General features: G+C 40.8%; 26 protein-coding genes and 1 tRNA gene. 16 read left to right on the top strand and 11 right to left on the bottom strand.

The genetic code is table 11. The annotated features are described in order from the left end of the window. Positions 1 to 7: 7 nt before the first annotated feature. From ACN20O_RS03775 to ACN20O_RS03760, 4 genes are all read left to right on the top strand, one after another. Entirely contained in the window at positions 8 to 883 is an 876-nt protein-coding gene (locus ACN20O_RS03775; protein WP_491637356.1) for a hypothetical protein, read from the top strand. Positions 884 to 899: 16 nt separating this feature from the next. After that, positions 900 to 1,793 (top strand): polysaccharide deacetylase family protein, encoded by an 894-nt coding sequence (locus ACN20O_RS03770; RefSeq protein WP_491637354.1) that lies wholly within the window; start codon positions 900 to 902, stop codon positions 1,791 to 1,793. Positions 1,794 to 1,859: 66 nt separating this feature from the next. Then, a complete protein-coding gene (locus tag ACN20O_RS03765) occupies positions 1,860 to 2,723 on the top strand; it encodes an alpha/beta fold hydrolase (RefSeq protein ID WP_491637352.1) in 864 nt (287 codons plus the stop codon). A gap of 1 nt (position 2,724) precedes the next feature. Continuing rightward, positions 2,725 to 3,717: a GNAT family N-acetyltransferase gene (locus tag ACN20O_RS03760; RefSeq protein WP_491637350.1), complete on the top strand. Its 993-nt coding sequence runs from the start codon at positions 2,725 to 2,727 to the stop codon at positions 3,715 to 3,717. On the opposite strand, the gene ACN20O_RS03755 is transcribed toward ACN20O_RS03760, so the two are convergent. Beyond that, complete coding sequence (locus tag ACN20O_RS03755) at positions 3,682 to 4,956, bottom strand: M48 family metallopeptidase (protein ID WP_491637348.1); 1,275 nt, start codon at positions 4,954 to 4,956, stop codon at positions 3,682 to 3,684. The genes ACN20O_RS03760 and ACN20O_RS03755 overlap by 36 nt on opposite strands. A gap of 37 nt (positions 4,957 to 4,993) precedes the next feature. Between ACN20O_RS03755 and ACN20O_RS03750 the strand changes: the two genes are divergently transcribed. Genes ACN20O_RS03750 through ACN20O_RS03740 form a run of 3 tightly spaced genes read left to right on the top strand, consistent with a single transcriptional unit; the run spans position 4,994 to position 7,444 of the window. After that, positions 4,994 to 5,764: a hydroxyacylglutathione hydrolase gene (locus ACN20O_RS03750; RefSeq protein WP_491637346.1), complete on the top strand. Its 771-nt coding sequence runs from the start codon at positions 4,994 to 4,996 to the stop codon at positions 5,762 to 5,764. An 8-nt stretch (positions 5,765 to 5,772) separates the two neighbouring features. Beyond that, complete coding sequence (gene bcp / locus ACN20O_RS03745) at positions 5,773 to 6,240, top strand: thioredoxin-dependent thiol peroxidase (protein ID WP_491637344.1); 468 nt, start codon at positions 5,773 to 5,775, stop codon at positions 6,238 to 6,240. Positions 6,241 to 6,286: 46 nt separating this feature from the next. Beyond that, the gene (locus tag ACN20O_RS03740) at positions 6,287 to 7,444 is read left to right on the top strand and encodes an endonuclease/exonuclease/phosphatase family protein (protein ID WP_491637342.1); all 1,158 of its coding nucleotides are present in this window, start codon (positions 6,287 to 6,289) and stop codon (positions 7,442 to 7,444) included. A 26-nt stretch (positions 7,445 to 7,470) separates the two neighbouring features. Here ACN20O_RS03740 and ACN20O_RS03735 read toward each other — a convergent pair whose 3' ends face one another. Together ACN20O_RS03735 and ACN20O_RS03730 are read right to left on the bottom strand one after the other, a co-directional pair. Next, a complete protein-coding gene (locus ACN20O_RS03735) occupies positions 7,471 to 8,262 on the bottom strand; it encodes a M48 family metallopeptidase (protein ID WP_491637340.1) in 792 nt (263 codons plus the stop codon). 2 nt (positions 8,263 to 8,264) lie between these two features. Beyond that, on the bottom strand, positions 8,265 to 8,531 hold the full coding sequence (locus ACN20O_RS03730; RefSeq protein WP_491637338.1) for a hypothetical protein: 267 nt from the start codon (positions 8,529 to 8,531) through the stop codon (positions 8,265 to 8,267). Positions 8,532 to 8,625: 94 nt separating this feature from the next. Between ACN20O_RS03730 and ACN20O_RS03725 the strand changes: the two genes are divergently transcribed. The 3 genes from ACN20O_RS03725 to topA are packed head-to-tail and all read left to right on the top strand — an operon-like array spanning position 8,626 to position 14,111. Continuing rightward, complete coding sequence (locus ACN20O_RS03725) at positions 8,626 to 9,411, top strand: tetratricopeptide repeat protein (protein WP_491637336.1); 786 nt, start codon at positions 8,626 to 8,628, stop codon at positions 9,409 to 9,411. Positions 9,412 to 9,430: 19 nt separating this feature from the next. Continuing rightward, the gene (locus ACN20O_RS03720) at positions 9,431 to 11,584 is read left to right on the top strand and encodes a LysM peptidoglycan-binding domain-containing protein (RefSeq protein ID WP_491637334.1); all 2,154 of its coding nucleotides are present in this window, start codon (positions 9,431 to 9,433) and stop codon (positions 11,582 to 11,584) included. A gap of 37 nt (positions 11,585 to 11,621) precedes the next feature. Next, positions 11,622 to 14,111: a type I DNA topoisomerase gene (gene topA, locus ACN20O_RS03715; protein WP_491637332.1), complete on the top strand. Its 2,490-nt coding sequence runs from the start codon at positions 11,622 to 11,624 to the stop codon at positions 14,109 to 14,111. A gap of 70 nt (positions 14,112 to 14,181) precedes the next feature. Here topA and ACN20O_RS03710 read toward each other — a convergent pair whose 3' ends face one another. Next, complete coding sequence (locus ACN20O_RS03710) at positions 14,182 to 16,179, bottom strand: DUF3943 domain-containing protein (RefSeq protein ID WP_491637330.1); 1,998 nt, start codon at positions 16,177 to 16,179, stop codon at positions 14,182 to 14,184. Between the two features lie 240 nt (positions 16,180 to 16,419). On the opposite strand from ACN20O_RS03710, the gene ACN20O_RS03705 reads away from it, so the two are divergent. Next, complete coding sequence (locus ACN20O_RS03705; protein ID WP_491637328.1) at positions 16,420 to 17,043, top strand: RluA family pseudouridine synthase; 624 nt, start codon at positions 16,420 to 16,422, stop codon at positions 17,041 to 17,043. Here ACN20O_RS03705 and ACN20O_RS03700 read toward each other — a convergent pair. After that, on the bottom strand, positions 17,027 to 17,905 hold the full coding sequence (locus tag ACN20O_RS03700; protein ID WP_102244554.1) for a class I SAM-dependent methyltransferase: 879 nt from the start codon (positions 17,903 to 17,905) through the stop codon (positions 17,027 to 17,029). The two genes, ACN20O_RS03705 and ACN20O_RS03700, sit on opposite strands and share 17 nt — an antisense overlap. A 137-nt stretch (positions 17,906 to 18,042) precedes the next feature. Here ACN20O_RS03700 and ACN20O_RS03695 point away from each other — a divergent pair. Continuing rightward, a tRNA-Arg gene (locus tag ACN20O_RS03695) sits at positions 18,043 to 18,119 on the top strand. Between the two features lie 169 nt (positions 18,120 to 18,288). Here ACN20O_RS03695 and ACN20O_RS03690 read toward each other — a convergent pair. Both ACN20O_RS03690 and ACN20O_RS03685 read right to left on the bottom strand, forming a co-directional pair. After that, on the bottom strand, positions 18,289 to 18,543 hold the full coding sequence (locus ACN20O_RS03690) for a GNAT family N-acetyltransferase (protein ID WP_491637326.1): 255 nt from the start codon (positions 18,541 to 18,543) through the stop codon (positions 18,289 to 18,291). Positions 18,544 to 18,646: 103 nt separating this feature from the next. Further along, complete coding sequence (locus ACN20O_RS03685; RefSeq protein WP_491637324.1) at positions 18,647 to 18,775, bottom strand: hypothetical protein; 129 nt, start codon at positions 18,773 to 18,775, stop codon at positions 18,647 to 18,649. 175 nt (positions 18,776 to 18,950) lie between these two features. Here ACN20O_RS03685 and ACN20O_RS03680 point away from each other — a divergent pair, with 175 nt between their 5' ends. Next, entirely contained in the window at positions 18,951 to 19,373 is a 423-nt protein-coding gene (locus ACN20O_RS03680) for a bacteriohemerythrin (protein ID WP_491637322.1), read from the top strand. Here the strand turns inward: ACN20O_RS03680 and ACN20O_RS03675 are convergent. After that, complete coding sequence (locus ACN20O_RS03675; RefSeq protein WP_491637321.1) at positions 19,364 to 19,720, bottom strand: hypothetical protein; 357 nt, start codon at positions 19,718 to 19,720, stop codon at positions 19,364 to 19,366. The genes ACN20O_RS03680 and ACN20O_RS03675 overlap by 10 nt on opposite strands. Positions 19,721 to 19,839: 119 nt before the next feature. Here ACN20O_RS03675 and nrfH point away from each other — a divergent pair, with 119 nt between their 5' ends. Then, on the top strand, positions 19,840 to 20,292 hold the full coding sequence (gene nrfH / locus ACN20O_RS03670) for a cytochrome c nitrite reductase small subunit (RefSeq protein ID WP_491637320.1): 453 nt from the start codon (positions 19,840 to 19,842) through the stop codon (positions 20,290 to 20,292). Positions 20,293 to 20,301: 9 nt separating this feature from the next. Beyond that, complete coding sequence (locus ACN20O_RS03665) at positions 20,302 to 21,645, top strand: ammonia-forming cytochrome c nitrite reductase subunit c552 (protein WP_491637318.1); 1,344 nt, start codon at positions 20,302 to 20,304, stop codon at positions 21,643 to 21,645. A gap of 26 nt (positions 21,646 to 21,671) precedes the next feature. Here ACN20O_RS03665 and ACN20O_RS03660 read toward each other — a convergent pair whose 3' ends face one another. After that, entirely contained in the window at positions 21,672 to 22,616 is a 945-nt protein-coding gene (locus ACN20O_RS03660; RefSeq protein WP_491637316.1) for a hypothetical protein, read from the bottom strand. Positions 22,617 to 22,743: 127 nt separating this feature from the next. Here ACN20O_RS03660 and ACN20O_RS03655 point away from each other — a divergent pair, with 127 nt between their 5' ends. Further along, entirely contained in the window at positions 22,744 to 22,899 is a 156-nt protein-coding gene (locus tag ACN20O_RS03655) for a hypothetical protein (protein ID WP_491637314.1), read from the top strand. Here the strand turns inward: ACN20O_RS03655 and ACN20O_RS03650 are convergent, their stop codons facing one another. After that, positions 22,900 to 24,093, bottom strand: a complete 1,194-nt coding sequence (locus tag ACN20O_RS03650; RefSeq protein ID WP_491637312.1) for a MipA/OmpV family protein — start codon at positions 24,091 to 24,093, stop codon at positions 22,900 to 22,902. Positions 24,094 to 24,135: 42 nt separating this feature from the next. Further along, positions 24,136 to 24,822 (bottom strand): FAD-dependent oxidoreductase, encoded by a 687-nt coding sequence (locus tag ACN20O_RS03645; protein WP_491637310.1) that lies wholly within the window; start codon positions 24,820 to 24,822, stop codon positions 24,136 to 24,138. Positions 24,823 to 24,841 lie beyond the last annotated feature (19 nt).

Below are 24,841 nucleotides of genomic sequence, written 5' to 3'. Positions count from 1 at the left end.
AATTACGATGAAAAAAATAATTTCCCTTATTTTAGTTGTCTTGGGATTAGCAGGTGTGTGGTGGAAAATATCCACCACCACTCCTGTCCCTTCTGAGACAGTTGAAGTCAAGACAGACAAAACGCCGGAAGAAATTTTACAAGGCGATTTTGTAAAAATCACAAAAAATTTAAAACCAGAAAACATCAAAGGTGACGAGTGGAAGCAGATTACTAACTATGCTGCTAAACCTGAGACTCTGGTAAGCCGAGAGAATGCCCAGGGCTTCTTTAAAACCGCTCAAATCAATATTCCTGATATGTATGCTTGTTTGAAAAAAGACTTCTGTGGAATGACCACAAGAGGCGAAGACGATGCGTACTTTGATGACCAGAGAACGCCGGCGCACATTCTTATCAATAGAAACTTAAAAATTATGAAAGAGAGTCTCAGAAAAGATGAGTCTCTTAAGTCTCAGGTGAACTGGGAAATGCTGCATGAATTAGCTGCTTCAGATGCAGAAATGCTGCAAGTTGAAGCGCTGGATATCCTGCGCGAGTTTGACAGTGAAAGCATTAAGACAGATGAACTGATTAAACTTACTGCTGATTACACAGGAACGGCAAAAGCAGACGCTCTTCTTCGTATTGCTAGAGGGAAGAACCCTTCAGATAAGCGCTTGGTCGCTCAGGAAATTGAAGAAGTTTTTGCGATGTCTGATGCCAATACAGTAATCAGCGTTTTAGAAAATGTAAAAAAAATGAACTTGAGTGCAAGTGACACAAGTCGTGTCTTTAGAAACCTTTGCCGCTTTAAAGATAACCCCGATGAAGCTCATAACTGGACGATGATCAAGTATGAAGCGGGGAAAGTGAATCCTGAATTTGAAAAACTTTGCAACTAATAACCACGGATAAAAAATGAAAACATTAACTCTGGCAGCATTATTACTTTTATCTTCTGTGGGCCACGCTCAGGTTATTACAGATAAACAATTCCCTGAAGAAGGAAAAGACTATAGACCAGGACATGACACTGGTTTTGATCAATATAAAGCACGTTCGCTTTTTGGGACTAAAAAAGTTGTTTTAACTTTTGATGATGGACCAGATCCAGTGCAAACTCCGCGTCTTCTGGAAATCCTAAAGAAGTATAATGTGAAAGCGACATTCTTCATGCTTTCAGAAAAATTTAACGATAAAACGCTTCCGCTTATTAAGCGCGTAGCGAGTGAAGGCCATATTGTCGCCAGCCACCACCATGATCACGAGAACAACAATTCAAAATCAGAAGTGGATTATAGAGAAGGATTAAAGAAATCGATTTTAAACGTTGCTCAGGTACTTGAGAGCGTAGATGCTCCTAATAGAGAGATCTACTACCGTTTTCCATACGGAGCGTATGGAGCAGGTTCTCTTTCATACCACCACATGAACGTGATGAAAGAGGTTTCTCAGGAACTTTTTGGCGACAACTGTATTAACTTTGCTTTTTGGGATATTGACTCTCTGGATTGGTTAAAACCAATGGATCAGAGCGATGTTATTTCAAATATCCTGGCGAACATCGAAGGTGGAACAGCTTACAACATGGTAAAAGGTAGATGGTCAGGGAAACCTAAAAAAGAGAAATACACTATCAGAAACCCAATGGGAGGGGGCGTGGTTTTAATGCACGATATCCATTCTCGTTCGGTAGACACAGTAGAAGTTCTTTTAAAGACTTTCAGAGACAAAGGTATTGAAGTTGTACCTCTTAACGAAGTCACTGAATACTCATACCAAGGGCGTGAGTGCCGCCTGCTGAAGAAATAATTTCGAGGCTGTTTTTTATTTAGATCTTATTGTAGAATTGGGGCATCACTCTTTTTGGGGGCCCCAATGTTCATGGATAAAAAGTTTCTTAAAATGCGCGACGGAGCTGAACTCTACACTCAAGTGAAAGAGTCAGGAAGCCCGGTCTGGATTATCGCTACTCACGGAGTCCAGGAACACCTTGAGCGCCACAAATACTTAGTGGACCTCTTCGGCCACGACTTCAACATTTTTCAATACGATTTAAGAGGCCACGGCAGAAGCACGGGGAAAAAAGCTTATATCGAAGATTTCAATCTTTATATGGAAGACCTTTTAGAGATCACGAGATTTTTAAAAGAAAAATACCGCATGAACCGCTACGTGCTTTTCGGACACTCAATGGGTGCTCTCATTACATGTTCATTCATTCAAAATTATGTAGATGAAAATATTTATCCAGAGCGCCTGATCGTCAATGCTCCACCGTGTGGTGCTGATGGTTTCTTAGGAACGCTGGTAAAAGTTCTGCCGATGGGATTTTTTAATTCGGCCAGCAGCTTGCCTTATTCAGTAGGGCTTGGTGGGTTAGTTGATTTAAAATACCTTTCTCACGATCCACGTGTAAAAGATGACTACATCAAAGATCCATTAAATTCACTCAAGCTTGAATCAAAACTTATGTTTGAAATCATGAAGACGGTTAAGAGCACTTTCTCAAGACCTCTGAGATCAACATGCCCAAGTTATGTTTCAGTTGGGGGAGCGGACCATGTGGTGGGAAGTCGCGATTTGATCGAATACTTTACGACGGTAGATAAATCATTCCAGCTTAAAGTTTTTGATGGTGCCTACCATGAAATTCACAACGAAATCGAAAAATACAGAAAACCATACTTCGATCATTTAAAAACTGTTTTCAACGAAGTGCTTTTTAGCAAGACAGCTTAATATGGATATTTATTTCGCTAAAGTTTTAGCGTGGCTTGAAACTCTTAAATCAAAACAGCCAGCGGTGTGTGACTGGATTGGGATTTACTACAAAGAAAGTTACCTGCATAAGCTGAATTCGACAGACTTAGTTCTAGGGCCATTTATTGGCGAACACACCGATCACGTCCGAATTCCTATTGACCGCGGTTTTTGTGGAATGGCCTTAAGAGAAGAGCGCACGGTTAATGTGGCCGATGTGACTAAGGATTCTACTCATATCGCGTGTAGTTTAAAGACTCGCTCGGAGCTTGTGGTTCCGATTGCCGATAAGGCCGGGCACTTTGTGGCCGAGCTGGATATCGATTGTAACAGGCTGGCAGCTTTTACTCCTGAGCTCGAAACTTTTTTTAAGGAAGAAGTGAAGAGCTTTCCTCTATTAGAAGAGTTTGCGCCTTTTCCTGTAGAGTCGTTTGAGACAGAGCGCCTAATTTTAAGAAAAGTAAAACAAACAGACTTGAATGATATTTTTGAATACTGCCAGAACCCAAATGTGGCCCGTTATGTAACGTGGGAGCCACACCAGAGTGTGGCAGATACTCAGAAATTTATCGACTATGCCCAAAGCTCTTACGCCAAAGGCGCACCAGAGCCAATGGTGTTGGTTTTAAAAGATGACCCAAAGGCAAGAGTTATCGGAAGCGTGGGGCTTATTCCCGCAAGTCCTAAAAACCGCATCTTTGAACTTGCTTACGCTTTAAGTGAAGAGCATTGGGGAAAGGGATTAGTGGTTGAAGGATCAAAAGCGATCATCAATTATGCTTTTAATCATTTTGCAATTGAAAGACTTCAGTGTCGTTGTGATGTTTTAAATCCGCAGAGTTCGCGAGTGATGGAAAAGTTAGGGATGCATTACGAGGGGACCTTAAAAGCTTCGATGTACCTAAAAGGTAAACCCCGCGATATGCATATGTATTCTTTAGTTCGCTCGGACTTCCGCCCTTACGCCTTGTAATTTCTCTAAGAAACTCACTCTCTCCAGCGCGGGAGGGTGAGAATAATAAAACTTACTAAAAACCGGATCTGGCGTCAGTGAGCTGGCGTTGTCCTTATACATCTTCACTAAAGCAGAAATCAGTTTGCTCGCCTGAGCATTCTCAGAGGCAAATTGATCAGCCTCGTATTCGTACTTTCTTGAAGTGTAAGATGAAAGTGGAGTCAGAAGAAAAGTGTATGTTCCGGCCACCATTGAAAACAAAGTTAAGGCCATATAGTCTGTGATGGTCTGAACACCGTGGCCGTTAAAGAAGGCCGTGTTGTTTTTTAAGTAACCTAAAACGGCCAGGCCAATAAAGCTAAAAAGAAATCCTTTGATCATTCCTTTAATCACGTGTTTCTTTTTCATGTGACCAAGTTCGTGAGCTAAAACAGCTTCAACTTCTTCAGCATCAAGACTCTTTAAGAGAGTGTCAAAAAAGACGATGCGCTTGTTTTTTCCAAAGCCTGTGAAATAAGCGTTTCCGTGACCACTTCTCTTTGAAGCATCCATTACAAAAAGACCTGAACTTTTAAATCCACAGCGAGCAAGAAGATTGAGAATTTTATTTTTCACATCACCCTCTTCAAGTGGAGTGAATTTGTTGAAGATTGGTGCGATAAAAGTCGGGTAAATAAAAAGAAGCAGCAATTGAACTGCGCTCAGGAAAAGGAAAGTGTAGACCCACCACAGATTCCCCATCTTGGCCATTAACCATAAAATAGCGTAGGCGATAGGGCCACCAAGAATCACTGTTAATAAAGCACCCTTAAACATATCTCCCAGAAATGTTTTCCATGTCGTTTTGTTAAAACCATACTTCTCCTCGATAACGAAGGTGAAATAAAGTGTCTTGGGAAGAGAAACGATACTGCTAAAAATTCCCAGGAAACCAAAAAAGATAAGCCCGGTCATAATCGGTGAAGTCGAAAAGCCCATCGCAAAGTGGTTAATGAGTTCTAGCCCACCCAGAAGGGTCAGTCCTAGAAAAACGACTAAGTCCACTAAGTGAAAAACTTGCGATGCTTTAATTTTTTCGACCGAATAGCTCGCAGCTTTTTGGTGATCAGCGAGTGTGATCTGATCTTTGAATTTTTCCGGCACTTCGTTTTTGTGCTTGATAATGTGGTCCATATTGCGTTTGTCTAAGATACTTTCAATTAGACTTTTAACGAATAGGGCCACTAAAAAAATTTTGGTAAAAAAACTAGCTTCCATATTTAAACCCTCTCTTAACTATTATAGTATGAAGCCTATGAAAGTTAAGCAAATCTTCTTTAAGAATACCCTACGAAACTTCTGCTATATCATCACTTTTTCTGATGGGGCCATTTATTGCATTGATCCGTTTAATGCCTCGGAAGTTAAGGACTTTTTAGGTGAGGACAAGAAGCTCGCGGGGATTATTAATACCCATGATCATTGCGATCATTACTCAGGCAATGAGGAGCTTCTAAAAGTTTATTCGTGTCCAGTTTATGCCCATGAGAAGGCCAATATCCCGGGAAAAACAAAAGACCTGCGAGATGGCGATGTCGTTTACAAAAGTGGTGATTGGTCTCTGGAGGCCATTTTCACACCGGGGCACACGATGTCTCATATTTGCTTAATGCTTAAAGAAAAAGGTGCGCCTCATGCGCTTTTTACTGGGGACTGTTTTTTCAATGCGGGAGTGGGCAACTGTCACAATGGCGGGAATCCTGAAGTGCTGTATGAAACAATTAGCGGAATTTTTTCTCAATACCCAGATGAACTTCTCATTTATCCTGGGCATGAGTATTTAAAAAGAAACCTGGAATTCACTCTCAACATTGAGGCCAGCAATAAAAGTGCGAAGGCCTATTTAAATAAATTAGAGGGCATCAATCTCAATGAAGTCTTTTTCATTAACGATATTAAAAAAGAGCGTGAGATAAATACTTTTCTTCGCCTTCGAGAAGCAGAGATTCAGCAGCATTTGCAGCTTCAAGGCGAGAGTGATAAAACTATTTTCATTAAACTTCGTGAATTAAGAAACAAGTGGTAGGAGATCTCATGGCCTTTCCTAAAGTCGGAACAAAAGCACCTTTATTCTCTCTTTTAAATCAAGATGGAGAAGAAGTTGATTTAAAGAAGATCAAAGATAAAACGATCGTGCTTTATTTTTATCCCAAGGCAATGACTCCGGGATGCACGACTCAGGCCTGTGGTATCCGTGATTCTAAAAAAGAATTGGCAAAAGCTAACACTATTGTTTTTGGAATCAGTCCAGATGAGCCGGCAAAACTTAAAAAATTTATTGAGAAAGAAAAACTAAATTTCGAACTTCTTTCTGACCCAGACCATGCGATTGCTGAAAAGTACGGAGTGTGGGGCCTTAAAAAATTCATGGGACGCGAGTACATGGGGATTCTTCGCACAACATTTATTATTGGGAGCGATGGGAAACTCAAGCACATAATGGATGACGTCAAAACGAAAACCCATCATGACGACGTGCTTTCGCTAGTCACTGAACTCTAAGTCTGTTAGATTTTAGGCTCATTCACTTAAGAAGGAGCTTAATTTCATGAAAATGATTCTATCATTGCTACTTGCGATTATGGCAGTCAATGCACAGGCAAAGTCTGTGGAGATTATGTCATACAACGTAGAAAACCTTTTTGATGCTACTCATGACGAAGGCAAAATTGACTGGAGCTTTTTACCAAAAGATGCTTCGGGAAAAAAAGAGGCCTGTGCTAAAGAAAAAAGTAAATACAGAAGACAAGAGTGCTACGACGCTGACTGGACTGAAGAAAAAGTTGAAATCAAACTTTCTCAGATCGTTGATGTTGTCACAAAAGAAAGAGCTGGTCTCCCGGATTTCTTAGGACTTGTTGAGGTTGAAAATCCAAATGTTGTTGGGCGTTTAGCTAAAAAACTTGGCTACGAAAATATGGAGATGACGGATAGCCCGGATAACCGCGGAGTAGACGTTGCTCTTTTATTCAAGACATCACCAGACATCAAAAAAATCTCTCGCGCTGAACACCACGTTCCTGTTGACTACCCATCAAGAAATATCCTTGAAGTCGAGTTTACTGTTGGCGGACAACCGTTAACTATTTTTGTAAACCACTGGCCATCATTAGCAAACCCAGACTCATGGAGAGTGAAGGCCGCTGAAGTTCTAGCGACAAGAGTAAAAGAAATCCTGGCAAAAAATCCTAATATGGGAATTATTGCGATGGGAGACTTCAATACGATTGATGAAAACAATCCGCACCCGTTTAAAACAGTTCTTTATAAAGACAACTTGTTTTCAGATCTTGCCGACACATTCAAAGCTGATAAATCAATTAGCGACGATGTAAAAAAGAAATTACCGGAAGGAACTTACTATTATCCTCCAAAAAACCAGTGGAACATGCTGGACCATATTTTCTTTACGAGTGCTCTTAAGGATGGAAAAGACCTGGAGATCGACGTAGCGAGCTTTGAAATCTACCTGCCAAAGTTTGCCCTTAAAGAAGTGAGAAAAGGTCTGGGAAGTGAAGATGAAAAAGACGTCAAGACTTTTATGGTGCCGAATCGTTTCGATACAAGTGCCAAGACAAAAGAGAAGATGGGGTTTTCAGATCACTTTGCGGTAGTGGTAAAACTTAATTACCCAGAGCCGGCACCGGTTAAGGAAGAAAAGAAAGTAGAGAAGAAAGCTGATAAAAAGAAAGCGAAGAAGAAATAAAAAAGGCTCCCTCGGGAGCCTTTTTTTTAGATATTTTTTCCAGTTCCAAGTTTTGCTGAGTTTTCGTAATCAGGAAGCACCTTTGGCAGAAGTTCTCTTAAGTGATCCCTGCGATTCGTGCTATTGGGGTGAGTTGATAAAAATTCAGGAGGGGCTTTTCCTGCACTCGCTTGAGAAAAACGATCCCAAAAGTTTACTGATTCGCGAGGATCATATCCGGCCTTTGACATTAGCACTAATCCAATCTCATCCGCTTCCGTTTCATGTTTTCTTGAAAAAGGAAGAATGATTCCGTAAGTTGCACCTGCTCCAAGAGCGGCCATGACGACAGTCTTTTTTGTGTTGTCCATTTTTGAAAGACCAACAACGGCAAGGCCAGCAAGCAGTCCATTCGTGGCCATTTGTTGACTCATGCGCTGACCACCGTGACGAGCGATAGCGTGTCCAATTTCATGACCCATAACTGTTGCCAGTCCTGCTTCATTTTTAGCGTATTTAAAAATACCAGTGTAGACCGCCACTTTACCACCAGGAAGACAGAAAGCATTGGGCTCATCACTTTGAAGTGTTCTAAATTCCCATTTGAAGTCTGGTTGGTTGGCGACAGCGGCGATACGCTTTCCGATTTCTTCAACCATCTTTGCTTCAGGAGTTCCTTTCACTTCTTTTTCTTTTGAAAGGATTTCTTTGTAAGCTTCTTCACCTTGTTTATTTTCACTTTCAGATGATGTTAATAAAAATGCTTTATTTCCCGTCACCGGTGTCGTCGAACAAGAAGCACTAATAAGGAGTAGGGCAATTAAAAAAATTCTTTTCATACTTAACCTTTTTTATCCGCAATGGTTTCATCAAGTAATATATCGATTTTAAATTTTTTAGAACACTCTTTTAGAATTTGTTCCATTTCACCTTTTAAGTTTAGATCGCCACGGAGTTCGATGTCTCTATACTGAGCGTGATGGGGGTGCTCAATGGTTGAGTAAAAGCAGATGCCATCGTTGGCCTCGAGTTGGAAATAAAAAAAAGCTGAATCTTCTTTATTAAGTCTGATGATGTAGTGAAAAAGTTGACTGTATTGATTTGACATAGAACCCTTAAAACACGTTTGACATGTATCTGATCTGATTTAGAATAAAAGTTAAGTTATCGCATTCACATTTACAAGTCATGGAGGACAAAAAGTGAAGAGGATTTATGCCAGTAAGGCCATAAACAGCGGTTTGCTATTATGTAGCACCCTGTTTCTAACCTCATGTTCATCGCTTTGGTTGCATCGCGATCAAACAGTGGACTCTGCTTTAAATGATGGAGTGCAATCGCAGTCGTCGACAGTTCCAAAAGAGCAATATGACGAGCTTGCTAGAAAGTACAACGATCTTTTAAATCAATCCAAGAATTTAAAATCACAAGAAGTTGCAGCTGCTCAGCCAGCAGCAAACCCTAATGAACAGAAGAGGCCTGAAATTGCGGAGAGCACTGTGCTTGACCCTTCTGAGTTAGTGAATAAGATTGATCACGCTATTCCAGATGCACCTAATCTTGATGGCGTAGATGCGCTTGCAGCAGTTAAAGAAGAAAAAGGTCCGGCCCTTCCAACAAGTATGGGAGTTAAGACTGTTAACAATACAGATGAAATTGATGACCAGATCTCAAGACTGCGCGAAGTGCAGGAGTTAGTTAAGGTTAATAAGTTTGAGCAGGCACTCATCATCTTAAAAGAGCTTGAAGCTTCAAAAGAAAAGCAAATCGTTGTCCGCGCAAAAATGATGTTGGGCGATCTTCTCTTTGCTCAAGGTGAATTTGACCTGGCCTCACAAGTGTATGAAGAAATCATTGGAAAATATGCCTTCTCAGGATTTGTTATCAAGGCCCTGGGGAAACTGGTTGTGTGCAGTGAAAAACTAAAACAACCTGAAAAACAAGCGAAGTATTATTCGCTTTTACACGATTTCTTTGAAGCAACTTAAAAGTTAAGGATAGGCTAGGATGGCAGTATCTAAGAACAAGTATTTATTTTTGGTTTTATTGGCGAGTCTTGCTAGTGGGAAAGTTCACGCGCAAGAGCCGACAAATGCTGACCTGGAAGAAGTAAATGTTTTTGAATCACTGAACCCATCGGGCGATTCTGCTTCGGCACCAACGACAGATGTGCAGATGTCGACTCTCGAAGAACAAGATGACCTCCAGTCTTTAAAAGAAGATGTAGGGGAAATTGTTTTTGATAAAGAGCCAGTTAAAAACCCAACAGACATGGAAGGCAAGGCTCCGATTGAGCCGGCCGATCAAAAAGGGCCTTTAAACGTTGTCAGTCCTAAGGGGCAGAATGTTTCTAGTGCGGCCGATGATAAAGCGGAAATTATCGCCGATGAAGGCGTTAATTTTGATGTCGGAAGTGAAGAGAAGAAGCTTTTAGAGCTTTCTAAATACGTTCAGCATAAAATCACTCCAAAGGAGTGGGATGACCTGGCGATTAAGTCAAAATTAGAGAAATACGAAGTTCAAAAAGGTGATTACCTTTGGAAAATTTCGAAGTCGTTATTTGGTTCAGGTTTTTATTATTCAAAAATCTGGTCGCTAAATCCGCAGATTACCAACCCCCATGAGATTGAACCGGGAACAATCCTGGCCTTCGATACAGGGGATGCCGACACTTTCCCGCAAGTTCAAGTGGGCGAGTTTAGCGATGATGAAATTGAAAGAGCAAAAGGCGGTGGAGCTTACACAAGTTCAGATGATAGGAACCGTCCTTCTTGGATTCAGGAAAGAAAGAAGCTTCTGGATCAAGGGGTGTATTTCCAGTTTGCTTCGGAAGAGACATATGAAGATTTAGAGCGTTTGGAAAAACAACAGCGCAATACTGAATACGAAAAATATGATCCACCAATGTCAGATATCGTTATTGCGGAGCCGTCTGAAGCTTACGACAGCAGTGGTTTTGATAAGAGCAATAAAATTGTTTTCAATTACAAAGAAGGTTTCTTCTTAAATACCTTTGTTACAACCAACGTTGTTCAGGATTTAGGGGAGATTAAAGCGTCACCGAAAGAGTCTGTTTTTATTAATAAACTTGAAACTCTTTATGTTAATTTCGACAAATCAACGAAGGTCAAACCAGGGGATATGTTCTCAGTTTATACTTCGGGTGGAGAAGTGAAACATCCGGTGTCTGATCGTTCAGGATTTTTATATACGACAACGGCACAAATTAAGGCCATTAGAAAGATTGACGACGTTTGGGAGTGTCAGGTTGTAGAGCAGTCGGGACTTGTTCAAAGAAAAGACCGCATCACTGTGTACACTCCAAAAATTGGAAAACTTGCAAAGACGTTTAGTAGAAGAAATGTTGAAGCGGCCATTATTGGCAGTTACCGCGATTCTATCTCGGGCCTTTCTTACGGAGATGTCGTTTATCTTGACCGTGGGCGCGCCGATGGAGTCGAGTTAGGAAATGTTTTTGATATTTACTCTTTTGTTGATCGCGGGACTCAGAGAAAAATCACTCCAAGCCCGACGTATAAGATTGGTGAATTGACAGTTATTAATATTACTGACAATTTTGCTACCGCTCTAATTACTGGCTCAATGAATGAAATTGCAGTGGGAAGTATTGCAATTACAAGAACTCAGGAAGAACAGGCGAGAAGTATTCGCTTAAAAGGCAAAGACAAGCTTATTGACGTCAAGAAAATGGAAGGCAAAGCTCTTGATGAGTTAGACGTAGAGTTAAATCTTGATGATGTAAGCCAAGATATTTTAAATAAAGCTGATAAAATTCAATTAACCGAAGACGAGCTAGAAGAGCTAGAGCGTCAGGAGCGCGACAAGTCAGTAATCAAAGACTCTGAGCGCGATGTTAAAGAGTTAGATCGTCTCGAGTCGGAAATTAGAGATGCTGAGGGCTCTCTCAATGAATCGAAAGTGGATGAGGATAAGTTCCTGGAGCAGCAGAGTCTTGAAGAATTAGAGAAGAAATCTAAACAACAAGATCCTAATGCATTCGAGTCACTAAACGAAATTGAGAAGGACATCGGAAGAAAGTATCTCGATGAAGACATCAACAACAAAGAGAATCCATACGGTCTGACTGAGTTTGACCTTGAAGAAGTGGATGAGTTGTTGAATACTGATCTCAAAAAGTAGTTACCAAAAATTTAATTAAGACACTAAGGTAAAAAACATGTGTGCAAAAGCAGTTGCTAAAAAAGCGGCGAAAAAAGTCGTCGTGAAAAAGACACCAGCAAAAGCAGCAAAAGCTGTCGTGGCCAAAAAAGCTCCGAAAGTAGCTGGAAGCAAGGCAGATAAAGACGACAATGAAAAAGTGTACGGAGATTATGACCTGGTGGTCGTTGAGTCTCCGTCAAAAGCAAAAACCATTAAAAAATATTTAGGGAAGGGATTTCAGGTTGTGGCGTCTAACGGTCACATCAAAGACCTTCCAAAATCAAAACTAGGTGTTGATGTTAAAGATGACTTCGCCCTAGACCTTGTTCCGATTACTGGAAAAAAAGATAAGATCGAAAGAATTCAGGAACTCGCTCGTCATGCCAACCAAATCTACCTCGCACCAGATATGGACCGCGAAGGAGAGGCGATCGCTTTCCATCTTGCTGAAGAAATCGGAAAAAAGAAAAGGATCCACAGAGTTGTTTTTAACGCCGTAACAAAAACTGCGGTTAAAAATGCGATTGATAATCCAACTGAACTTAATCAGCCAATGTATGACTCGCAAAAGACAAGACGTGTTCTTGACCGTCTTGTGGGTTACAAAATTTCGCCAATCCTTTGGGACAAAGTTCAAAGAGGGATTTCAGCGGGACGTGTTCAGTCGGTAGCTTTAAGAGTTATTGTTGAGCGCGAAGACCAGATTAAAAAATTCGTTTCAGAGAAATGGTTTTCAATTCAAGGTGAACTTGAAAAGAAAGGTATTAACTTTGAAGTGCGCTACTACGGTGAAGAGCAAGGGAAGAAAACTGAACTTGATGGAAACGCCGGAGAAAAACTTGCAAAGAGTGTTCTCGCAGACATCAAAGGCAAGCCACTAAAAGCAATCGAAGTTAAGAAAAAAGAAAGAAAACAAAACCCAACAGCGCCATTTACAACATCTAAACTTCAGCAGGAAGCCGCTAACAAGCTGGGCTTTACGGCCAAGAGAACGATGATGGTTGCTCAAATGCTTTATGAAGGGGTTCAACTAAGAGACCACGGTCTTCAAGGTTTGATCACTTATATGAGAACGGACTCGGTGAGAACTGAGCCGGAAGCAATGAAGTCTCTTCGCGATTACATCAAAAAGAAGTACGGAAAAGATTCTTTATCTGCTGAAGAAATTGTTTATAAGAAAAAGGGAACAAGTAAGGTACAAGACGCCCACGAGGCCATCCGTCCAACTAACCTTGAGTTCACACCGGATGAAGTGCGTGGTGATTTGGATCCTGATCAACAAAAGCTTTATGAGCTAATCTGGAATAAGTTTATCTCATCTCAAATGGCCCCTGCGGTTATTGATCAGACAACTGTCACTTTCGAAGCAGCTGGGCACTACTTTAAATCAAACGGATCGATTGTAAAATTCCCGGGATTTAGAACTGTATATCTTGATTCTCTTGCTGAAAAGCAAAGCAAAAAGAACGAAGACGATTCAGAAGAAAATGAAGAACCGAAAACAGGACTTCTTCCAGATATCGCAGAAGGTGAGACATTCGCTCAGAAGAAAGCAATCGACATGGAAGAGCACTGGACTTCACCTCCTCCAAGATTTAATGAAGCTTCTCTGGTTAAAGCTCTTGAAGAAGATGGAATCGGGCGCCCGTCTACATACGCGGCAATCATTTCAAACATTCAAGATAGAAACTATGTAGAAAAAATTGAAAACCGTTTCGTTCCAACTGAACTTGGAAACGTCGTGTGCAAAATGTTAGTGGAGAGTTTCCCTGACGTTATGGATATTGAATTCACCGCTAAGGTTGAAGAGCTTCTGGATAAGATCGAAGAAGGCGACGTTAGTTGGAAGAAAGTTCTTCGCGAATTCTGGAAAGGGTTTGAGTTGACGCTTGAAAAAGCGAAAGACGAAATGAAGAACCTTAAAAAGCAATCGATCCCAACTGGGGTTCATTGCCGCAAATGCGCTGATGGTGAATACCAGATTAAGTGGGGGAAAAACGGGCAGTTCCTTGCTTGTTCAAACTACCCGGACTGTAACTCTACAGAAGACTTTAAAAAGTCTCTGGATGGCGTTATCACAATTATTGAAAAAGAATTCGCTAAAGACCCATGCCCAACGTGCGGCAAGCGTTTAGCGATTAAAAAAGGGAAATACGGGAAGTTCTTAGCATGTGAGGATTACCCTCAGTGTGCGACGACTTTACCATTTACCCTGGACGTTCAATGTCCGCTTTGTAAGGTTGGTAAATTCGCAGAGAAGAAAAGCCGTTACGGAAAACTATTCTACGGATGTTCAAACTACCCTGAGTGTTCAAACGCTATGTGGACAAAACCATACGCCTTCGATTGCCCTTCGTGTGGCCACCCGGTTATGGGAGAGAAGTTTACGAAGAAAAATGGTAAGCAATTGGAATGTCCTAAGTGTCGTCACCGCGTAGACATCGCGGATACTCCGTTCCGTGTCGATGAAGAATCGGGCGAGATAATGGAAGAAGTAGCAGAGTAAAAAATAAAAAGGGCCTCAATAAGAGGCCCTTTTTTTATATGCTCCCGGGTGTTAGGGCACCCTGAAAGCTTTAAAACTTATAAACCAGTGTTCCCATTGTTCTCTTTTCGATTTCTTTCGTCTCAAAAGCATCACCATTCATTGAACCAGTTCTGATATTGTACTCGTGAGAAAGTTGAAGCTTTAAGTTCTTTGTTAAGCTGAAGCTTACATACACGCGGTTGATGTGCATTGTATCCGAGAATGTGTTTCCGCTTGTCGCCTCAACTCTGTTTCTATTATTGATACTTGTCGCTGAAGAGTGTTGTCCCCAGTATCCAACCTCCCATCTTCCTTTTGAGATTGAGATGGCGGCGATGGCCGAAGCACCAGCTCCCCAGTAGTATCCTTTTCTTTTCATTACGCTTGATTCGTTATCAATTCCACCGTTAGCTGTTCTGTATTTTTCCAGTGAGTATGCTTTTACCATCGCGAAGTCACCGTAGATACCGAAGTCCGCTCTTATGTTAAAGCCATTGTAGTTAATGTTGGCGTGAGCTGTTGCTCCTAAAATATTAACTGTACCGTAGAAATCTTCTTTATCTGAAAGCTCTGCGCCTCCGCGGTCATGCCATGTTGATCCCGAACCGATACCAACGACCAGGTCGTATCCACGTAGTTGTCCTTTTTCATCTTTTGTCATGTTCTTCTGGTGGTAGGCCGCCATTACAACTTGAGCAACAACTCGAAGATCTGTTAGTCCCTGGTTACCGTTAAGCTCCACGATCATTTTAGACATTGCTGTATCGTAAACGAGTTGTCCGCCTTTACCTTCTTTGTTGTAGTCTTCCATCTTTACAACTGTCGCGTTCATACCAATCACGTAGTCGCTATTTTTAGATGGCTCGTAGGCCTTTTGTCCTTTTTCAAGACCAACGTAGACTGAGATGTCTGACCAACGTGGCTTTTTACAGTCTGGTTGAGCAGCGTATTTATCGCCTTTATAAGCTTTATCCAGAGCATGGTTTAGCGCCATATTTGGGTTCAGAGTATAACCAAGAGCTTTTGCTCCAAGTGAATTTTTAGAAACAAGTGCACATGAGATCTGGTAAGTTGCTTCACCGATAACATAACCACCAATAGGAGTTAAGATCTGGTCGTTGATTGACATAACTTCATGGTACTCAAGAGTTTCCCATGCTGTTGAAGAAGCAAATCCAATAAGTGCTGACTCAAGAGAGTTAAATCCGTTTGTACGCGCTGTCTGGTAGTACATTACTCCGGCGTAAGTGTGGCCGTAGTTTGAGAATTTATCGTTGTCGTCAAAAAGGATAGCGTCACCTGTGACGTATTTTCCTTTTAGACCTGATGAAAGAGAGTAGTCGAAGTCAACCTGGTTGAAGACCAGGTTCTTGTAATAGATTGCCATGGCCGCTGAAAGCTGAACTCCGATTTCAATACCAGTTCTTAAATAGTTCTTCTTTCTTGGTGATTCATTTTCATAAAGTGTGATTGCTTTGTTGATAGAGATGGGCTCCATCGTCATGTTGTCTAAGAATACACCTTTTTTCTCATCGTATGAAATCTGGTTAGATTCAAATGCACCGTTAGCAAGAACTCCGGCCTTATAGGCAAGTTCGTTGTCAGCGTATAAGAAGATGTTACCTAGAACTTTGGCAAAAGCGTCTTCTTTAGAAGCTTTTGATGTCGGGCTATCCTGGAAGTTCCATCCAACTGCTTTAAAGTCAGAGTCGTGAACGCGCGACCAGTTTGTGATATCCATGGCCAGAGAAGAGTCACTATTTTTAGTAATACGTAAGTGGTAGTCATACGACTTAGAGAGTTTTCCCAAATCGGCATCCATAAAGTTATCAGTGTCGAATTCACGACAAGTGATGTTTGTTCCGTTTTCTGTAATTTGGTTAGCGATGGTGTAGACCTGAAGACATGTGCTTCTTTTCCAATCTTTGCTTTTGTTGTCTTTTAAATCACCAACAGAAACTAAGATCTTCTTCTGTGGGATGAAACCCGCAGAAGCTCCAAAAGAGACTGCAAGCAGTAAAAGAGCAAATAATGAGTAAGTCTTCATAAAAAGATCTCCCACAGAAATGACATTGATTACAGAGCATAGAGAGCAAGAAGGGGGCCGAGGATTTAGGCTTAAAATTCCATGGGATAGGAAAAAGAGAGTGTCTAAGATTTAGACAGGTGCAGATTTCTTAACAAATTACAAACAAAAGGCCCCGTTCATATGAAGAGCAGGTCTTATACAGGTTTTAAGGTCTTATTTCTGTTTCATGACTTCGGTCATTTTGCTAACATATCAAGCATGATTCAAGTCTTATATGAGGATTCTGACTTTCTAATCTTCAATAAACCTTCTGGTTTAATCGTTCACGCGACGGTGGATAAGTCGCGCGAAAACCTCTACGACATTCTAAAAAAAGATCATCCGGAGCTGGCGATTCTTCACCGCCTGGACAAAGACACATCTGGCGCCATGCTCTTTTCTAAAAATCCAGAAATAAATAAAGACATCCAGGCCATATTTGATGAAAGGACGATTGAGAAAACCTATATCGCTTTAGTTCACGGTGAATGGGAAGGTGAGAAGGGGATGATGGAAGACTTTCTTAAAAAAGAGAAAGTGAAGAATAAAGAAAAGATGGTGAAGGTTTTAAAAGGTGGACAGAAGGCCATTACATATTTTGAAAAGAAAGAATATAAAAACGGTGTATCACTCATGAGCTTTACACTGGAAACAGGACGTATGCACCAGATCCGAGTCCAATCTGCACTTCGCAATCACCCTCTGATGGGCGATGCTTTTTATGGCAAACCTGATAAGGCTGAGCGCTTGTTTTTGCACTCTCATCACTTGGAGTTTCAATTCCAAGGGCGACTGATTTCAGTCACCGCTCCATTGCCGGAAGAATTTAAACGATATTTTTAGCAAGAGAATAGATTCCAGCTGGAAGAATTCTCGGGTCATTTGAGTGGCGAACACCTAGCTCTCCAACCACGATTTCCTTTTTTGATTTGTGATCGTTCATGATGTTTCTTAAAGCTTCCGACTGCACACCATGAGTGTGAGAAGAAAGAAAGAAGAAACTCTTTTCGCGGTTTAGGATGTTGTAGCAATCCGTAACCATCTCATGAATCATCTGTTCAAATTCCCAGACTTCTTTATTGGCCCCGTGACCCCAGCTCGGTGGATCGGCCAGGATTGCATCGTATTTGAAACCTTTTCTTAGAGAATGTTTAATAAACCCTCTCACGTCTTCTTGAACGAATTTAATTTTTTTAGTGTCTAACTTAGAGAGTTCAGCGTTTTCTCTTCCCCAAGTCAGAACTCCTTTACTTGAATCCACATGAAAAACTTCTGCCCCTGTTGAAAGAACAGCAAGGCTGGCGCATCCAGTGTATCCAAACAAGTTTAAAAACTTAATTGGACGTCCCAGTTCTTTTTGAAGTGCTTCTGTTTCACGAACAAGTGTGTTCCAAACAGCTTGCTGTTCAAAGAAGACTCCGCAATGGCCAAAAGAAGTGAACTTTAATTTGAATTTTAGTTTTTCCCATTCAAGCACTAAGTCTTGTGGCTCTTTATTTTTGTGTTGCCAAGTTCCGCCACCATCAGACTTTCTAATACAAACTGACGTTGCTTTTTTCCATTCACCTTCAGATAAGCGCGGGGCCCAGATGGCCTGAGGAGAGGGACGTTCAACAGTAACCCCTGCGATGATTTCGAGTTTTTTACCAAAACCAGAATCGAGCAGAGTGTAGCCTGGGATATTTTCAGAAACTAAATTTGTCATGGGAGGTTTATAGCGATAGAGGTCAAAACTCGCAAGCTTTTGTGTAAAAAGGAGGCATTTTTAGGGGTTTAGAGGGCAATTTTGAGGGCAAAAGTTGTTAAATCGTGCTTTCATTTTTATACTAAGGGTTCCAATGCGCACCTTTAGCTCAGCTGGATAGAGTAGCTGGCTTCGAACCAGTTGGTCGGGGGTTCGAATCCCTCAGGGTGCGCCATCTTTACTTTTGTAAACAATTTCAAAAAATAGTTTTTAAAAAAAAATTCAGGATTGATATCTGAATATAAAAAAAGAATTGCTTCAGCATTTGGGCCAATAACAACATAAGCCAGCACTAATAAAAACCCCCTCGTGATAAGAGCTCTTCACGCAAATATCCTTCCTGCTTAAATCCTACTTTTTCGAGTAATTGTCTCAAATCCAAATTTAACCAAGGCTGCAGCAAGCTCAGTACCGTATCCTTTGCGCCAAAGTTGTTTGTTAAGAATGTAGCCTAATCCACCGTGCTTATGGATATCACTTCTGATCCACACGCTAGAGCTACCGATAACAGTTCCAGAAGATTTCAGAGTGACTCGGACATTTGAAAAGGTCTTAAAATTAGATTTGCTGTCTGGATTTCCATAGTAAAATTTTAACAAATGCTACTTCTCGGTGCAAAGAAACTTCGTCGAGTCGACCTTGAAACTTCAATTAAATGGGATAGTGAAAATAAAAAAGACCATCGGTTAGGATGATCTTGTCTTATCTTACGATTCTGTATTTACTCACATTCACCATCACTATCACCACTGCCAATCTCGATGATTTCACAATTGTCTTTTTTGATTGTGATATAAAAGAAATCAGAAGGGCCGCAAGAGCGAGTTTCATAGTGACCTCCATATAAATTGTTGGGTCAGAGATAGCAGAATTATGACGAGGGGTGCAAGTTAAGCTATTATTATCTTTTCACTAATGGTGAAAAAGCGACCTAAGTCATGGTTTCTTTTTGGCAATTATGGTTTTTTAAAGTAAAGAGGAGCCTATGCTATTTGATACCCAAAAAATGAATAAAGTCCCATTCGAAGACATGAACGAAGTTCACGCTGAAGAGCTTGAACTGGCCAATACTATCTACGAATACCTCACATCAACCAAAGACTATGACCACGCTCGCATCGAAAAAATGCTGGAAGAGTTTGCTTTTCACTTGAGAGATCATTTTCTCTTTGAAGAAGACATGATGGCAGAAACGAATTGTCCGATTTTAGGATGTCACTCTAATGAGCATAAGCGCGTCCAGAAAATTATGTATCAACTCTTTCAAGAGTACGCTTTAACTAAAGACGTGAGTCTGCTAAAATTTTATTTTGAATTCGAATTCAAGTCATGGATTGAAAATCACATCTTGACGATGGATATGGTGACGGGAGCTTATCTAAAAGATCCTGAAGCTTTTATGAAGCAGGCTGCGGCAACTCAGGGATAAAGTTTTCCACAAAGATCCATACATTCTTCGTCATTAGTCGCTTCTTTCTTTTTAGCAAAAGCAATCCCGGCCACGTTCGCACGAATGTCGGCCGTTTCAGGATTTCCCATTCCCATTATATCTAGCAATTCTTTGAGAAGACCGGCACTGTAAGCATCCAGTGTTCCGCATCGAAGTGTCAGCATACAAGAGACTGAACAGTGCTTGAATTTGTCGCGTGCATTAGGTGCGTTGACCTTGGTAACAAGGGGCTTCACGTAAAAAGCCGAGCAGACAAAATTTTCCTCTTCATTGGCAAATGAAGCAGACGAATTCAAGAGAAGTAAAAGAGAAATTAATTTTAGCATGCAGCAATAGTAGAACGTCTTTTATAGTTGAGCAATTCAGATTTACTGACATTCATCATCATAAAAATTGTTTTGTAAAAAATTTTCTTCTTGCTATACTTCTCACGAAAGGAGAGTTCTTGAAAAGCAAGATAACCATCTTCGTTATTCTTTGCGCAGTGATTGGTCTCTCTTTAGGATTGGGGTCTTTTACCTTCATCTACGGGAAAGGTTATTCGTATTTGCAGGATGATCCAAAGGCCTGCGTAAACTGCCACATTATGAAAGACCAATATGATAGTTGGTCCAAATCGTCGCATAAAAGTGTGGCGACTTGTAATTCATGTCATTCTCCTCAAGAGTTTTATCTTAAATACCTCAATAAAGCAGAAAATGGGTTTAACCACGGATGGAAATTCACTAGCGGTAAATACCGCGACCCCATTAGAATCAGAGAACATAATTTTGATATTGCCATGAAGTCATGTCTGCACTGTCATGGAGATTTAATGAATTCGGCCCCGCACGAGAAGCCTTTATTAGAAGGGCGCTCATGCGTGCAATGCCATAGGGATGTTGGTCACAGTCATTAAGAGGGGAAAATGAATAAAAAGCAATTGGCCTTAATCGTTGTTGTCTTTACCATTGTGGGTGCGGGAATTGGTTTTCTTGCTACTGACATTGCAGTGAAAAAGAGCGAGCAGAAAAATCCATTCTTTCGCGTGGTCGAAATCTCTCCATTAGAAGACGACCCGGCAGTTTGGGGAAAGAATTTTCCTCTACAGTATGACTCTTATTTAAAAACAGTTGATCAAGTTCGCACTAAACATGGTGGATCTGAATCTATTCCACGTATGCCTACGAGTGCGGATCCTCGCGATAATGTGGCCCAGGACAAATTAAAAGAAGACCCGCGTTTAAAGATGATGTGGTTAGGATACGCTTTTAGTAAAGACTTCCGTGAAGAAAGAGGGCACGCCTACATGCTGGAAGATCAACTCTTCACAGGGCGCCAGCAAGTACCGCAACCGGGAGCTTGTTTAAACTGTCACGCTTCAACTTATCCGATGATGTATAAACTTGGTAATGGAGATATTCAAAAAGGGTTTGATCTTATGAATAAGATGCCTTACCACGAAGCAGTTAAAGGTGTGAAACATCCGGTGAGTTGTATCGACTGTCACGATTCACAGAGCATGCAGTTAAGAGTCACTCGCCCTGCTTTTATGGAGGGGATTGCAAAGTACAAGGCAACTCTTGGTGTTCAAAAGTATGAAGTTAACAAAATGGCCACACGCCAGGAGATGCGCACATTTGTGTGTGCTCAATGCCATGTTGAATACTATTTCAAGGGACCTGAAAAGCGCTTAACCTTTCCTTGGGATAAAGGAATTAAGGGCGACGAGATCTTAAAAGAGTATCAGGAAAATGGTCACAAAGACTGGATTCATGCTGAGACAAAAGCACCGGTTCTTAAAGCACAACACCCGGAGTTTGAAATGTATAGCCAGGGTGTTCATGCAAAGTCAGGAGTTTCATGTGTTGACTGTCACATGCCTTACCAGCGTGTTGGTGCGATGAAAATCACAGATCACCAAGCGAGAAGCCCACTTCTTAATATCAATAAGTCATGTCAGACTTGCCACCATTCACCAGAGTCAGAGCTTTTAAACAAAGTAGAGTTGATTCAATCAAGACATCTTGAAATGCGCGATAGAGCGCTAGATGCACTGATGGCCTTTATTACTGATCTGAAAAATGCACAGGCCAAAAATTTTGATCCGGCAAAAATTAAGAAGGCCCAAAATCTTCAAAGAGAAGCACAGTTCTTAATCGACTTTGTAGAAGCAGAAAACTCAGCAGGTTTCCATGCTCCACAGGAGGCAGCTCGTTTAATGGTGCAGGCCTTGGATAAAATCAGGGAAGGACAGTTAATTCTAAGATAAAAAAGGGCCGCTCGATGCGGCCTTTTTTATTTAATCTTTTTTAGTCTTTCAATTAAAAGTTTGTTGGCCGTTTCGTAATCAGGCAGATCTGATCCTTTTGTCAGCAGGCTTCTGACTTCTTCGACGATGGCATCGCCAATTTTCTTTAACATCACTTTTTTCTCATTGAGATTCTTTGGCCATAAATTCTTGCCAATATAAGTTCTAGTATAAGCAAAGTAGCCGTGCTCTTCTGTCATAAACACTTTATGGCGGTCAGTGAATTCTGTATTGAAGTCACGGGTCTGAACCATTTTAAAGGCCCTGTCGTTCATTTCGTCGTAATAAAGGGCACTAAAGATCGCACTTTTATCATCAAGGTGATAATTGGCCACAACATCAGCGTACAATTCAGAGTAGCTAGTTGTTAAACGGGCAAAAAGGATAAAATTTTTGTTTGCTAGAAGCTCTTTGTTTTTTACTTCCAGTTCTTGTTGAATATCTTTTGAATCAGGATTTTTCAGGGCCGCAATTTTAAGCGCGGAAATTTCCTGACTAAGAGGAATAAATCCTGCGTATTGAGGGAATTGTTTTAAAAGTTCATTCTCAAGTTTTTTCTCTAAGAGGGCATGGCCGTATTCATGGGCGACAGTTGCCAGGTTGGCCACAACTGTCGTTGGATACTCCTGACCAAACTCGCTGGTGAAAATTAAGCGTTCTGGTACCTGAATAATAGTTCCACCATCAAAGCTTGCGTTGTCGAAAATATGCTGAACAAAAAGATTAACAGGAACCTTCTCTTCACTAAATTTTTGAACACCAATAATCATGTCTTCGACATTGGTTACATACCGACAGTCCATTTGTCCTGAGCTGGAAATGGCATACGCTTCAATAACCGGACTTTTCTCCTTTAAAGGGCAGTCGCCGGCAAAAGCTGAAGTCGTAATAAAGCTACCTAAAAGCAGAGCAAGTGTTGGGATTGTTTTCATGGGCTTATTGTAGAACTAATAAAGGAGTGCTGGGGGGTTTATGTAAAAAATACTCTGCCCCTTTAGAGCTTCCCGGGCTCAGACATAATCAAGCTAAATAAATAATGGTGTCCTTATAAAAGAGTTTATGGCCTACGCCCTTCTTTTAATGTCTTTTTCTGTTTTTGCTGAAACGAGAATTACGGGTAAAGAAGCTGAAAATCTCTTTAATAGCCTGGAAGGTCAATATGAATACACTTCAGGGGCTCTGGCCACTGTTAGTTATGAGTGTATTGTAAATTAATTAAAAGACTTTATAGAGAACACTAAAAATAAATCTTAGCTCCTGCTGTTTATTGACGGTAGGAGATTGATAAACTTCTTTCCCATACATTTTTATTCCAGTCGCAAACACGTAAGTCCAACGGTCTACAAAATAATTTGTTTCCAGCATAGCACCATAATTAAAAGTATAAGAAGGTTTGTATTCGCTAAAAGCACTTCTTGTCGCTTCTTCTGGTTTGACTCCAAAATAGTATCGTACATACTCTTTATCCCAGAATTGGAGAAAGACCTGTGGTGAGAATTTCCAGGAAAGGCGGTAACGAAATTCAGGAGCAAGATTGGCCTTGAGAACATAACCTTTATCTTTAAAAAAATCGTTGTAAAAAGTTAGCTCAAACAAATTGAACTTCAAAATAGACCCAAAGAATAATCCCATGGACCTATTTTTTAACCCTGGTCCTTGATATGGCTCGCCTTCAAGTAGTCCCATCCCAATTAAACTGACATCTTTGTAATGAAAGAGCAGTGAGCCCAGCCCGTTCTTATTGAGAAAAAGAGGCCCATAACGAAAAAAGAAAGCAGGTACTGGTTCAATGACTGGATCTTTTTTCTGAAAAGTTTTTTGGTCCCTTACTCTAACATTTGTATGAATATTAAGTGCCGGCCCAATATTAAATTCATAAAAAGACATCTGCCCTTTAAGTTGCCATGGATAGATGAATAGGTTTTGATCTTTATTTTCTTCATCCAAGATCTGGATTCTTTCTATAACGGCAGACTTTAAAGCTGTGCCGTAGTCAATTTTGATATGGCTTAAGTTATAAACCTTGTCATCAAAATGCAGGGCCCTCACTAGTTGGCAACTAGGAGATGTTTCAGATTGCTTATAAAAAAATTCAAAAAAAAGATTTTGTGATCCTTTTAGTGAAAAGGTGATGTGCTCAGGAGTGACTTCTTCCTGATCAATCTCCAGGTTAATTTTCTTTTGTAAATAAGAGGCCAGGTCAACAATCAAGTTTCTATTGTTAGTCTGACTGATAGGGGCGATTATAATGCGTTCGACACCTTCAAAAGAACATTCCTTTTTTGGGACAATGCTGTAGGTAAAATCGGTATTGTCACTCAAAGGTAGCGTTAAAAGGACAACCGCAGGGAGTTCTGCCCTAAGTGACCAGGAAAAAAGAAAAAATAAAAGAGTGTATAGCTTGAGCATGAATGAAAACACCTTGTCCTAGTGTTTTCGTTTGCAAATCTCTTACCACCATTTTTCATAATGAATGTGATCGAGGGGAACGCCAGCTTCTTTAAGTTCATTAACCATAGAATCAATCATTGGTCGTGGGCCGCAGATAAAAAAATGTGATCCCAAATCCGTTTCATATTTTTTTAGCATGGCAAGGTTTACTCGTGTGGTTTCGCCTGACCAATTCGTGGTGTGACCTTTGGTAGCCGTGAAAATGCTGTAAGGAGCAAGTTCTTCGCGAAAGAGAATGTCTTCTTCGTAAGACACAGAATAAAAATGCTTCAGAGAGTTTTTGATCTTATCAACACTTCTGAACATTGAAAGAAGTGGAGTGACCCCAATGCCTCCGGCAATAAAAACCAAAGGGGATGACATGTATTCTTCTTTTAAAAAGAATTTTCCCTGCCCTTCAGTGATCATGACTTCCTGGCCGGGAGTGATTTGGTGAAGGAACTGAGTCACCGGGTGTGTGCTTGACTCGCGCACAGCAAGGGTTATAAAGCCTTTCTCCTGAATGGCCGAGGTAATGGTATAGCCTCCGATATTTTTGCCTTCAATCGGGGCATAAAGGTCTATCCATTGGCCAGGCTTGAAGTCAAAAGAGCGGGAACCATATTCTAGTTTGAAGGCCTTAATTCTAGCCGTGACTTGCTTGATTTCAGTAATGGTTGCTTTAAAAAGGTCAGGTTGATTGTTCATACAATCAACCTAACACAAG

The sequence above is a fragment of the Bacteriovorax sp. As-1 genome, from assembly GCF_058446905.1.
Note: the sequence above shows the minus strand (reverse complement) of the source record. Positions and strands in the feature narration are given on the sequence as shown.